Here is an 11,978-nt window from a genome sequence, read left to right as displayed (position 1 = left end):
ACCTGAACCTGCACTACAGCCGCGACGAGTCCGACGGCCGGGGCCTGCGCCTGATCACCACCCCCTTCACCTCGGGCGGCGGCCGGGTCTATCCGATCGACACCTCGCACCGGATCACGGGCTGGGGCATCAGCCCCTATTTCGCCCAGCTGATCGGCGTATCGCCGAACGCCAAGCCGTTCCGCGACAACGAGGGCAAGGGCGTCAGCCTGCGTCTGAACCAGGATCTGGGCTGGGCCACCCTGACGGCCATCGCCAGCTACGAATCCTTTGACCGCCGCGAGTTCAACGACTGGGACGCGACGTCCTCGAACGAGGCCGGCACCTACTTCTTCAACGACATCGAAACCACCTCGCAGGAAGTGCGTCTGGCCTCGCCTACGGGCGGCCGCCTGCAATGGCTGGCCGGTCTGTATCACGCCAATGAAAGCGTGGACGGCGGCTTCTACTCCGACTTCTCGGAAGCCAAGGGCCTGGGCTTCTACATGAGCACCACCTACGGCCAGAAGGTTCAGACCACCGGCGTCTTCGGCAATGTCGACTACAAGCTGACCGACCGCCTGACCCTGCTGGCGGGCCTGCGCTACGAAGACGAAAGCCGCGACCTGAACGACTTCAAGACGGCGGTTCTGGCCCCCGTCCCGCGCGTCAACGCCACCACCTCCAAGTCCCAGCACATGGGCGAGTGGAGCGGCAAGGTCGGTCTGGAATACACCTTCAGCGACGACATCCTGACCTACGCCAACGTCTCGCGCGGCGTGAAGTCGGGCGGCTTCACCACCTACAACAGCGGCCTGCCGGAACAGCTTGATCCGTTCAAGTTCGAGGAGCTGATCGCCTATGAGACGGGCATCAAGTCCAGCTTCTTCGACCGCAAGCTGCAGCTGAACGCCTCGGCCTATTATTATGATTATCGCGATCAGCAGCTTCAGGGCGTGCTCTACACCCAGACGGGCCGCGTGGGCCGGATGATCAATGTGCCCAAGTCGCACATTCAGGGCGCGGAGCTGGAGCTGCGCTGGCGTCCGCTGAACAACCTGACCATCACCCAGTCGGTCGGTTACAAGTACGGCGAATACGACGAGTTCTTCTTCGTCAACGCCACCGCCACCGAAGCCGCCAAGGACCCGGTGACCGGCGAGTACAACACCATCGTCTACAGCGACCGCGCAGGCGAACGCCTGCCCTTCCCCAAGTGGGACTACAAGGGTTCGGTGGCCTATGACTGGCAGATCGGCGGCTGGGGCGTCGAGGCGGAGAGCAACTACGCCTATCGCGACGAGAAGTTCAGCACCTCGTCCAACTCGATCATCGCCTCCTACTGGCTGGTCAACGCCAACCTGACGCTGCGTCCAGCCAATGCGAACTATGCGGTGGGCCTGTACGTCAACAATCTGACGGACTCCTATTCCGAAGAGTCGCGCAACCGCTTCATCTCGGCCTCGACCGGCTCGCCCAACCCGCCCCGCACCTGGGGCGTGCGGGTCAGCTATCGCTACTGAGACCTGACGAACGGGGCCTTGGTCTTCGGATCAAGGCCCCGCCTTCTCCCTAAAGATTACGGGCCACGAGACATGGGCATGACGATGATCGCAAAGACCGCCAGAACCCTGACCCTGGCCTTCAGCCTGCTGCTGGGCGCGGCCCACGCGCCTGTGCTGGCGGCAGATGGGCGTTTCACCATCGCCGTGATCCCGGACACCCAGAACTACGTCGACTTCACCCATCAGCGCGCAGATGGCTTCGCCTTCGACGCCCGTGACATGATGGTCGAGCAGATGCGCTACATCGCCGACAACGCCGTCTCACGCGGAGGCGACATCGTCTTCGCCACAGGACTGGGCGACGTGTGGCAGCACCCGACCATCGCCATTGATCCCGAACACGCCGCACGCGGCTTTTCCGCCCGGCCCCTGCCCGCCGGAATGAACCCCGACCGCTGGACGCGCGGCGTGCGCGAGGTCGAGATACCCGCCTCCATCGCCGCCTACCGCCTGCTGGACGGCGCCCTGCCCTTTTCGGTCGTGTCGGGCAATCACGACTATGACGCCCAGTGGTGGGAGGAATCCTGGCCGCGTGACCTGACCGCGCCGCAGGGCGACCTGCGCCGCATGGGCATGATCCATGTCGGCGGCCCGACCGAGTGGACGCGCGCCTTCGGCGCCGACAGCGCGTTCTTCAAGAACCGCCCCTGGTATGTCGCCGCCCATCAGGACGGCGCCGACAGCGCCCAGATTTTCGAGGCAGGTGGCTATCGCTTCCTGCACATCGGGCTTCAGTTCTCGCCCACCGACGCCAGTCTGAAATGGGCCGAGACGGTGATCCACGCCCATCCCGGCCTGCCGACCATCATCACCACCCACGACTTCCTGAACAAGGACGGCGAGCGCCTGCCGCATCCGGTCGTCAACCAGACCGTGGTCGATCCCTTCGACAACAGCCCGCAGGCCATCTGGGACAAGCTGGTCGCGCGCAATCCGCAGATCTTCATGGTGCTGAGCGGGCATCACAACGGCCAGTCGTTCCGCGTCGACCAGAACCGTCAGGGCGGCGCCGTCTATCAGATCCTGTCCGACTATCAGGACCGCAATCAGGCCGCGCTGGATGCTGGCGTTCCCGCCGACAAGGCCCCGGCTCTGGGCGACGGCTGGATGCGGTTGATGCAGTTCGACATGGACGCCGCCACGCCCACCGTGCGGGTGCGGACCTGGTCCACCCACTATCGCCGCTTCGCCTCGGATGAGCCCAACTACGCCCGCTGGTACAAGCCCAACGAACAGCCGCACCTGAGCGACGAAGACTTCCTGAGCCGCGACGAATTCTCCATTCCTTTGACCGACTTCCGCGCCCGGTTCGGCGCCCCAGTTGCTTCCGCCCAAGCCGCCGTTTCGAAGTAAGCCTGCCTCATGACCGACGCCGCCTTCCGCATTCATCGCCGCGCCCTGCTGGGCGGTCTGGTCGCCGCACCCGCCGTGCTCCAGTTCGGACGCGCCCATGCAGGCATGGGGTCGGGCGGCGCCTATGTCTTCCCGCTGGGCGTCGCCAGCGGCGATCCCGCGCCCGACGGCTTCGTCATCTGGACGCGTCTGGCAGTCGATCCGGTCGCGCCGGATGGTCTGGGCGGCATGGGCGGACCGGTCGCTGTGCGCTGGGACATCTCTGCTGACGAAGGCTTCCGCCACATCGTCGCCAGCGGCATCGAGACCGCCGACCAGTCCGCCGCCCACAGCCTCCATGTCGAGGTCGCTGGCCTGCGCCCCGGCCGCCCCTACTGGTATCGCTTCACCGCCGCCGGCCAGCAAAGCCCCGTCGGCCGCGCCCACACCACGCCCGCCGCCAACGCCGATGTAGCGGCGCTGAAACTGGCCGTCGCCTCATGCTCGAACTGGGAGTCGGGCTATTTCACCGCCTATGGCCACATGGCCGACGAGGCGCCGGACCTGACCCTGTTCCTGGGCGACTACATCTACGAATACACACGCGGGCCGGAACGCGCCGCCGAGGTGGTGCGTCCCTATGGGTTCGAAGAGGCGACGACCCTGGCCGGGTATCGCAACCGCTACGCCCTGCACCGCACAGACGCCGACCTGCAACGCCTGCACGCCGTCGCCCCCTGCCTGGCCATCTGGGACGACCACGAGGTTCAGGACGATTATTCCGGCGTCTGGTCCAAGACAGCGGGGGTTTCGCCCAACGACTTCCTGCGCCGCCGCGCCGCCGGATATCAAGCCTTCTATGAGGCCATGCCGATCCGCCGCACCCGTCTGGATGCGCGGCTGCAGATGCCGATCTATCGCCGCGTCCGCTATGGCAAGCTGGCCGAGTTCTTCATGCTGGACGGGCGCCAGTACCGGTCGCGCCAGCCCTGCAGCGACGGGCCGAATGGGGGCAAGGGTCAGATCGTCACCGACGCCGTCTGCACCGACCGGCTGGACCCATCACGCACCTTCCTGGGCTTTGATCAGGAACGCTGGCTGTACGACGGACTGAAGACCGCCGACGCCCGCTGGACCATTCTGGGTCAGGACCTGCTGATGGCCGGAATGCGGTTCGGCGACGGCGGACCCGAGACCCGCTACTGGACCGACACCTGGGACGGCTTCCCTGTGGCCCGCGACCGCCTGACCCAGACTCTGAACACCCTGAAGCCGCGCAACCCCGTCGTGCTCAGCGGCGATTACCACTCCTTCTGGACGGCGGATGTGAAGCTGGACAGCAACGACCCGGCCTCGCCCACCGTCGCGACCGAGTTCGTCGGCACCTCCATCACCTCGACCGGCCCCAGTTATGACGGACTGATGTCGGCCATGCCCGGCAACCCGCACATCAAATTCTTCGACAGCCGTGTGCGCGGCTACATGTCGATGGAGATCACCCCGCGCCGGACCACCACCCGCTATCAGGCGATCAGCGACGTGCGCGACCCCAGGGCCGCCCTGTCCACCCTGAACACCTGGGTCGTCGAAGACGGCCGCCCCGGCGCCCAGCTCGCATAAGCCGACGCCCTAACGGAACCAACAGTATGAATATCAAGACCGTTTGCGCGGTCGCCGTCCTGATGACGGCGGCCGGTTGCGCCTCTGCGCCCGCCCGTAGCACCGACGCCCCGACCCTGTGGCAGGGTTTCAGCGACCACCCCCACGGCTATCTGGCCAAGGACGACGCCCCCGACGCCTCGGCCTTCCTGCCCCCGCCGCCAGAGGCCGGGTCGCTGCGGCAACAGGATGATGTCGCCATCTATCACGCCACCCGCGCGTTGGAGGGTTCCGACCGGTGGCGTCAGGCCGCCGCCGACAATGAGATCGAGACCCCGTCCGCCCCGCGCATCTTCAACGCAGCCCTGGGCGTCGATTTCGACCCCGTCAGAATGCCGACCCTGGCCCTGCTGCTGGGGCGGATGCTGGGCGATCTGGAGACGATCCAAACCCCGGCCAAACAGGGCTATTTCCGTCCCCGCCCCTTCGTCGCCGAACCGATGAAGACCTGTATCGCGCCCGAGCCGTGGCTGGGCCGCAGCGGCTCCTATCCGTCCGGCCATTCTGCACTGGGTTGGGCCTGGGCGCTGGTTCTGGCCGAACTGGCCCCCGACCGCGCCAACGCCATCCTGACCCGCGGCCTTGATTACGGCCAAAGCCGCGTCATCTGCGGCGTCCACTACGCCAGCGACGTCGAAGCCGGCCGCCTCGTCGGCGCCGCCATAGTCGCCCGCCTGCAGGCCGACCCGGCATTCAAGCGCGATCTGGAGATCGCAAGAGCAGAACTGGATGCGGCAAGAGGCTTACAGCCGCCACTGAAATAATGCCTGTAAGTAAATCATGAAGCCTAGAACCGTCGCTGCACCGACAGACGGACCACCCTTCCAATCGGGTCCTGGGCATCGCGGCCATACCCAGGAGCCGCAGATCCGTCACCCAGCCTCGCCTCAGGGCGCGCGTCAAACAGGTTCTCGACCTCAAGATTCACCTGCAGACCGGAACTGCGTCGACGCGCCCCGCCCTCTTCACTGCTGGTGGATGCGCGTACTGATGACGACATCATCTGAAAGCTGAGCTTAAGACCCACCGCAGTGAACGGCTTCAAAACCAGGTCAGAAGGATCATCCCGTCCGCCGTTTCGCCGGGTTCGATAGCCGTCCTGCCATCTGGCAGAAGCATTCAGTCCCCAGCGCCCCCGCTTGACGTCCAACATAGCTCTAAGACTCTGTCTGGAAACTCCCCCGCCGTCCCCCTTCAACCGATTCAGATCCGGCCGTCCTTCCAGAAGAGTGGTCAAATTTCGAAGCTGTAGGCTGTGGTTCAACGAAAACCGAGCAACTGTAGCCTCGTTTGCCGCAACCCCCTGTGGACGCGGCAGGCTGAAATTAAACCCTGAAGTCAAACCTTCCGTTAAGCTGGAGCTTAAATTCAGTGGTCGCAAATCGACACTGATAAGGCGCCCATTGGCGTCTCGTTCAAAACGCTCAGGAAACGCCGCCTCAACGTCCGCAGTCAGATCAGGCAACACCCCGATCCCATCCATCGCTTCTGACGCCTGATAACCAAAGTTTCCCGCCATCCCCCATTCGGTGAAGGGCCCAATAGCCGCATTAAGAGAGAAGCGCTCCGAACGCGGCGCCTTCAAAGCCGGATTGCCGCCAAGTATCGGTGCAATCTCGACTGCTTTACCGGCTCGAAAGTCAAAGAATACGCGCGGCGCACCCTGGTAGAGGGGCTCAAAACGCTGCAGATCCGAAATACTATCAGAATTGGTCGACCAGGCGCCGTTCAGACGCAACCATTTGCGCGGCGCCCACGCCAAGGCGCCATTCAATTCTTCTCCGCCGCCCCCACTGCTGTCACGGAGCCCCCCGCCTAATGTCGCATGAATGTCGCCGATCCACCCAACCACCGGGGCGCCGACTGCCCTTGCCAAGGGGATCGTGAAAGACGCACGTCCTTCTTGGGACTGGAAACCGGTCACCATCCGGCTTTGAGCACGATCCACCATTGAACGACTCTCCATCAGATTGGCGCTCAGATTTGCGACAACCGGCCCCGCTCCAAGATCAACAAGGCTGCGGCTAGCCGAAGCATTCAAACTTATCGATTGGTTTTCGTTGCGTGTATCGACGGCGCCATCTTCGAGCGAACGCGACACCTGGCCATTCAGGCTGGCCAACAAACTCCACCCTGCCACAAAACGGCTAAGCCCCGCCGAACCGCTAAGACTTTCAGTTCGGCGATTGGTCTCAAAGATATCGCTGTCGAAACGCACAACAGAACGACTACGCCGCACCTGCCCGTTTAGACTGAACACGCTAGACCACGCCCCGAAGGGACGTGTGAGCATTGCATTTCCTGCCCAAGCATCTCCGCTCGGTCGTATCGTAACCGCCCCCGCCTCAAGGCCATCGTGCAATATTTCACGGCGCCGTTCATCAGCCCTCAAAGCCGTTTCACGGGATGCCTGCCCACCAAGGAGATAGGTCTTCTCGCCCGATATCCCTGACCTTCGTAGATCTCCCGACAATGAAGTCGTACCGCCCTGCGTCGGACGAGAACCCGCCGTCCGTCCATCGTAGCTGGAAAAATGCTGCTGCAGGACAAGATTAACCACCCTCTGCCCCGGCAGGCCACCATAGAGAGCCCCCCCTTCCGATGGAAGCAATTCCGCCCTTACCAACGCATCTGGCGGAAAGCCCGAAAACACCTCCGGGTTTGGCACACGCTTCCCATTAATGATCACGAGCAACTGATCACTAATGCCGAGCATCTCGCGTAGTCGGGTCAAGACCTCCCCCACATCCCAAGCGCCAAGTGCGTCGATTTCGGCGCCCTCTAACTCCACTTCTGGCGCAACAAGGGCGGCCCCTCTACGCACTAGGACCTCGACGTCATCCACATCCACAGGAGTAGATAAAATATTAGGAGCGACTTGCTCGTCCGTTTTTTCAATAAAAAAACTAGGAGGAATGATTTCCGCTTGCCCAATAGCAATGACACTAATGAACGGAAGCCAAATCATTCAGCCACCCTATCAACCAAGATCAAACCATATAGTTAATTCGAAATCTCGATAAACACGAAATCAACAGGCATTATTACTAATAAGAAGCCGCCCCGCATAACGCGGGGCGGCGACCCATTTACGAAATGGACAGAGGAGATGAGTTCGGCGCCGTAGGCGTTAGATCTGCATATCCTTCGACATAACATTTGGGAGAATTAGAACTTCCATCAAGTTTTTTGACTTCTTGTCTATTAAAAACGATTTTTTGCCCGACGAGCTCACCATCAATGTATCCTGAGCACGTGCTAAACAGGGCCTTTACATTGATATGAACACGAACCCCACCACCGGCGCCAATGTAAATTGGCTCGATGGCCCAGTTAAGATTCGGAGTAATTCCTCCACACAACCCACCTGAAAAATTAAACGCGTCTATATCGCCAGTATTAGAAGTATAGGTTTTAGCATGTCCCGTTACGGTGCAGCTAAGAGACAATGTTTGTTGAACATTTAATACCCCGTTCAACGACCACCCATTAGCAGGAGCGGGCGACCAGGACTGGGCAGAAGCACTAGAGGCACCAACCATAGCGGCCAAGCCAGCAACAGCTCCGGCAACCAAATAAGCAAACTTCTTCATGACTTCCCTCCTTCGACGCAATATCGCGTCTATATAACTATACACAAATCACATACTATCTCAAATGGATTAGAACGATTTACTTACACTAAAACCAAAGACCCTAGGATCCAATGTGAAAACATTAGTTGTCAACATTGAATCATCACTATTGGTAAATGCGTCCACAATGGGCGCATCATCAAACGCATTCTTAACATAAGCCTGTACCTTAATATCTGACGATAGATTTTCGATCGTAATCGCGAAATTAGCGCTCCCCCAACCCTTCAACCTATCGTAATCAGTGTTATATATTCTGAAATAACTCGACGATTGGCGATAATAGTCGCCACGAATGGTGACCGACCAATCCTGACTATCAAACGTATACTGAGCTCCAATATTACCTGTCATTCTCGGAGCATTAGGGAGCTCATTTCCACTTAAATCTGCTGAGAATCCACGCCCGCCGTTCTCGGCGTCGCGAAGAGGATTATAGTCGATTCCGAAGAACATATGGAAAGGCAATGTGGACGGAAACTCGGGATCAAATGACCCTATTCGCGCAGCTCCACCGCAAAGCGCGGACAGCGCATAGATCCACAAACTATTGAATGGTGACGAAAGAACAGTTTCAACGTGCTTCTTCGGGGCAATACAGTTTGAAGGAACCTGGGCCCATGGCCTGACAAGAACCCAGTCTGGATTTCCTTGAGTCCGGTTCATAACATCAACAGATTTCTGTCCGGAGCCAACCTTTGTTCGTAGATATCCAAAATTAGCATCCATACGGAAGTTGCGAGTCGGCTTCCATATTGCCTCCATTTCGACACCCATCGACTTGGCGTCAAAATTCTCATTAAGAGAAATACGATCAACGATTTGCGACACCTGATAATCTTCATAATCGTAATAAAAACCAGTCACATTTAATCGCATCTTGCCATCGAGCAGATTCATTTTGCTGCCGATTTCCAGGGACGTGACATATTCAGGATCGAAAGTTGCCGGCAGAGGCTGATACTGGACAACAGACGGATCTATATCGGCTCTAGGTGGATTAGCGCCGCCACCTTTATATCCACGCGCAATAGATGCATAAAACATGACGTCGTTAGTGGGCTTCCAATCCAAGACCCCACGTCCAGTAAATGCACTCCAACTTTGCTTAATATCAGGATCAGCCACAAGACCTCGAGCAACCGACCCACCCGTCGTTATGCCTCCCAGGACGTCTGAATAACCGAGAAGAAGTTGACTCGGATATGGTGTAGTTACTTTTTTGTCGTCCGTATATCTGGCGCCCAAAGTCAGCCTTATTGTGTCAGTTATATCAAAATAGGCCTCGCCAAACGCCGCATACGATTCTGTACTTACGACATTTTTACTTCTAAAATAGTTATGACCATCACCAGCCAATGAAGACAGCGGCGTTTTATCTACATAGACGCACTCGATAACGGCGCCGTTTGTGCAAGGCATGCTTATGATTTTGGGATTTTTCGACGCATCCCTATTGTAGAAATACTCCGCCATCATGGAAAATGTATTGTTAAATACATAGTAGTTATCTTCTGTATTAAATTTTAAATAATTTAAACCTGCATTGAAGCTGAACCAGTTATTTACAGATGATTGAATTCTCAATTCTTGATAAAATTGATCATTTTCCGACTGACTTACATCTATAGATAGCATCTTTCTAGATAGACCCAGCTGCGGGTCCAGGTAATATCCACCTGGTGAAATTTCGGACCCCGAGAACGGACGTCCAAATACATCCAGCAAACCATCACTGTCGTTAAATATGTCGTTCGAGACAAATCTAGAATAGTCTTGGCTAGCGTAAAATCTGTCCCTTGTATAAAGAGTTTGAGAAATTATTTTCGTTGTAGGAGTAAGATCAAAAGACATATTCATCTGAAGTATGTCGTTTTTCGCTTTGTATATCGGATTATAGTTGGTCGAGATCTCGCGTAGATTTCTAGATTGAACAACACCAAGATATGGATCTACCCCTTCGTCCATGATGTTGATCGATCGGAAAGGTGACGCCTTATAGCCAATCGATAAAGCTTGAGACAATATCTGAAGTTGCGCCATGCCGGATGCATTTGGCGTTTGGTAAGCTGAGTCCGAATATAGAGAAACCGGAAGGCAGCCTTGGCTTAGCTTCCCTCTCTGGCCCTTATCCGTGATCGTATAGGAACCAATTGTTTCAGGACCAGGGTCACGGGTGCAAAGCTGCTTTCCTGTCCTGGAGCGATCATCATCCTCTTCGAAATGCTCCCACAAGAAATTGGCGTTAAACCTATTGCTCGGCTCCCATGCGGCAGACAGCCTGGTCGAATAAAGATCTCGCCCATTCACGCTGGTTTCGTTGTATGTGTTGTAGTCAAAGCCGTCGCGCTTAGTCATGGACGCCGCACCTCTGACCCAGAAAGTCTCGGACAGCGGAATATTCACCATCATCTGACCGCGCATCGAGCCGAAGTTCCCGGCCTCCGCCTTCATCATGGCGTCAAAATCTGGGCCCGGCAGATTGGGGATCATATTGACGACGCCCGCCGTAGCGTTACGGCCATACAAGGTGCCCTGTGGCCCCCGCAGAACCTCCACCCGGTTGACATCCATATATTCAGACTCGAACAGGCGGTTACGGATCATCGGCGAATTATTGAAACTGACCGCCACCGCCGGATCCGACGATGCCGAAATCGCCTTGGTCCCGATCCCGCGGATCGAGAAATTGTACATACTGAAGTTGTTCTTAGAGAAACTGACGTTCGGGATAGCCCGCAACAACTCAGAGCCGCCTTCGATCTTCATCGCGTCAAGCGTCTCGGCCGAGAAGGCCGAAACGGCGATTGGCACGTCCTGAATGGCTTGCTCGCGCTTCTGTGCGGTGACGATGATGTCATCCACCGTCGCCGTGGCTGGCGCGGTCTGGGCCAAGGCGGGCGCGGCTGCGCACATGGCCAGAATTGATGCTGTTGCAGCCAAGCGTGCGCGAACGACGGATGTCGCCATCTGAATCCCTCCCCAGGGTGCGGCCCGTCTCCCAACGAGTCCGCTGAACGTTTCCATGCCGCCGATTTGGTTTCGCAAACTGGGGCGGCGCCAGCAGCGATTGTGGCTAGACCATCATGGTACTCACCTCTATGTCAATACCTATTGACATAGATGTACGCGAAATAAGCGCCTTTTCTCTGACTGAGAGTTGCGCCTAATACCTATGAAAGCCGGGGGGAAATATGGACGCCGATGTCATCATCGTAGGCGGGGGATTGGCAGGTCTGGTGGCCGCCAATGAGCTGGTTCAGGCTGGAAAGCGCGTGGCGCTGGTGGATCAGGAGAACCCCGGCAATCTGGGCGGACAGGCCTTCTGGTCGTTCGGCGGATTGTTCCTGGTCAACTCGCCCGAGCAGAGGCGGCTGGGCGTGCGCGACAGCTTCGAACTGGCCTGGCGGGACTGGCAGGGCAGCGCCGGTTGGGACAGGCTGGACGGGCCGAAAGCCGAGGATGAATGGGCCGCAAAATGGGGCCGGGCCTATGTTGAGTTCGCCGCAGGCGAAAAACGGAGTTGGCTGCGCCAGCATGGCGTGAAACTGACGCCGATGGTCGGGTGGGCTGAACGGGGCGGCGGCAAGGCGTTTGGCCACGGCAATTCCGTACCGCGCTTTCACGTCGCCTGGGGAACCGGGACGGGAGTGTCGGAACCCTTCGCCGAACGGGCCAGGGACGCCGCCAAACAAGGGCGATTGAGGTTTCACCACCGCCACCGCGTCGATCAGTTGCTGGTTGAGGCCGGCCGCGTCGTCGGCGTAACCGGAGGCGTGCTGGCGCCTGATGATGCGCCGCGCGGCGC

8 protein-coding genes are annotated in these 11,978 nt (G+C 58.5%); 5 read left to right on the top strand and 3 right to left on the bottom strand.

Annotated elements, in window-relative coordinates:
• From QZ281_RS07210 to QZ281_RS07195, 4 genes are all read left to right on the top strand, one after another.
• A partial coding sequence (locus tag QZ281_RS07210) for a TonB-dependent receptor (RefSeq protein WP_292226536.1) occupies window positions 1–1,502 on the top strand: 1,502 nt, incomplete at its 5' end.
• A gap of 78 nt (window positions 1,503–1,580) precedes the next feature.
• Window positions 1,581–2,897 carry a serine/threonine protein phosphatase gene (locus QZ281_RS07205; protein ID WP_292226534.1) on the top strand — a complete coding sequence of 439 codons (1,317 nt, stop codon included), beginning with the start codon at window positions 1,581–1,583 and terminating at the stop codon, window positions 2,895–2,897.
• Window positions 2,898–2,906: 9 nt separating this feature from the next.
• The gene (locus QZ281_RS07200) at window positions 2,907–4,496 is read left to right on the top strand and encodes an alkaline phosphatase D family protein (protein ID WP_292226533.1); all 1,590 of its coding nucleotides are present in this window, start codon (window positions 2,907–2,909) and stop codon (window positions 4,494–4,496) included.
• A 26-nt stretch (window positions 4,497–4,522) separates the two neighbouring features.
• Window positions 4,523–5,299 carry a phosphatase PAP2 family protein gene (locus QZ281_RS07195; protein ID WP_292226531.1) on the top strand — a complete coding sequence of 259 codons (777 nt, stop codon included), beginning with the start codon at window positions 4,523–4,525 and terminating at the stop codon, window positions 5,297–5,299.
• A gap of 23 nt (window positions 5,300–5,322) precedes the next feature.
• Here the strand turns inward: QZ281_RS07195 and QZ281_RS07190 are convergent, their stop codons facing one another.
• The 3 genes from QZ281_RS07190 to QZ281_RS07180 all read right to left on the bottom strand — a co-directional run bounded on the left by QZ281_RS07190 (window position 5,323) and on the right by QZ281_RS07180 (window position 11,140).
• Complete coding sequence (locus QZ281_RS07190) at window positions 5,323–7,503, bottom strand: TonB-dependent receptor (protein ID WP_292226528.1); 2,181 nt, start codon at window positions 7,501–7,503, stop codon at window positions 5,323–5,325.
• A 121-nt stretch (window positions 7,504–7,624) separates the two neighbouring features.
• Window positions 7,625–8,128 carry a hypothetical protein gene (locus QZ281_RS07185; RefSeq protein ID WP_292226525.1) on the bottom strand — a complete coding sequence of 168 codons (504 nt, stop codon included), beginning with the start codon at window positions 8,126–8,128 and terminating at the stop codon, window positions 7,625–7,627.
• A 69-nt stretch (window positions 8,129–8,197) separates the two neighbouring features.
• A complete protein-coding gene (locus tag QZ281_RS07180) occupies window positions 8,198–11,140 on the bottom strand; it encodes a TonB-dependent receptor (RefSeq protein ID WP_292226523.1) in 2,943 nt (980 codons plus the stop codon).
• A 224-nt stretch (window positions 11,141–11,364) separates the two neighbouring features.
• On the opposite strand from QZ281_RS07180, the gene QZ281_RS07175 reads away from it, so the two are divergent.
• On the top strand, window positions 11,365–11,978 hold a 614-nt coding region (locus tag QZ281_RS07175), incomplete at its 3' end, for an FAD-dependent oxidoreductase (protein ID WP_292226521.1).

It is taken from the genome of Brevundimonas sp. (assembly GCF_018608325.1).
In the GTDB taxonomy this organism is placed as follows: domain Bacteria; phylum Pseudomonadota; class Alphaproteobacteria; order Caulobacterales; family Caulobacteraceae; genus Brevundimonas.
Note: the sequence above shows the minus strand (reverse complement) of the source record. Positions and strands in the feature narration are given on the sequence as shown.

What these genes read in the sequence shown, in the direction of transcription:
- QZ281_RS07205 (WP_292226534.1), top strand. Translation starts at nt 1,581, where the DNA reads ATGACGATGATCGCAAAGACCGCCAGAACCCTGACCCTGGCCTTCAGC.
- QZ281_RS07200 (WP_292226533.1), top strand. Translation starts at nt 2,907, where the DNA reads ATGACCGACGCCGCCTTCCGCATTCATCGCCGCGCCCTGCTGGGCGGT.
- QZ281_RS07195 (WP_292226531.1), top strand. Translation starts at nt 4,523, where the DNA reads ATGAATATCAAGACCGTTTGCGCGGTCGCCGTCCTGATGACGGCGGCC.
- QZ281_RS07190 (WP_292226528.1), bottom strand. Translation starts at nt 7,503, where the DNA reads ATGATTTGGCTTCCGTTCATTAGTGTCATTGCTATTGGGCAAGCGGAA.
- QZ281_RS07185 (WP_292226525.1), bottom strand. Translation starts at nt 8,128, where the DNA reads ATGAAGAAGTTTGCTTATTTGGTTGCCGGAGCTGTTGCTGGCTTGGCC.
- QZ281_RS07180 (WP_292226523.1), bottom strand. Translation starts at nt 11,140, where the DNA reads ATGGCGACATCCGTCGTTCGCGCACGCTTGGCTGCAACAGCATCAATT.